1 protein-coding gene is annotated in these 453 nt (G+C 61.1%); it reads left to right on the plus strand.

Annotated elements, in window-relative coordinates; all coding sequences use genetic code 11:
* The coding region (locus tag AEA42_RS00700; protein ID WP_197278410.1) for a hypothetical protein at positions 1-453 on the plus strand (453 nt) is incomplete at both ends.

Genomic DNA, 453 nt, shown 5'->3' on the forward strand with positions numbered 1-453 from the left:
ATGGGGCGCTGCAGTTTGCTGACGGCACTCCGGCGACAGGCTACAGCTACAACGCCACCACCGGCGTTATCAGCTGGACGGAAACCGCCCCGGGTGAAGGTGGCAGCATCACGGTCACCGCGACCCAAACCGATGCAGCCAACAACACCTCAGGCCCAGGCTCTGACACTGCAACCGTGGCGGATGAAACCGCCCCGAATGCCCCGACCGTATTGATCGTCGATGACGGCAATCCAGGTGATGGCTCACTCACGCAAGCCGAAATCAACGGTGATGGCGTACAGCTCCAAGTCACCATCAACCATGCCGACTTTGCTGAAGGCGGCCACGTGAACCTGACTATCGTCAATGGCACCGCGACCACCGATGTGGAACTGAAGCTGGTGAATGGGGCGCTGCAGTTTGCTGACGGCACTCCGGCGACAGGCTACAGCTACAACGCCACCACCGGCG

The organism is Shewanella sp. Sh95, from assembly GCF_001308045.1.
In the GTDB taxonomy this organism is placed as follows: domain Bacteria; phylum Pseudomonadota; class Gammaproteobacteria; order Enterobacterales; family Shewanellaceae; genus Shewanella; species Shewanella xiamenensis.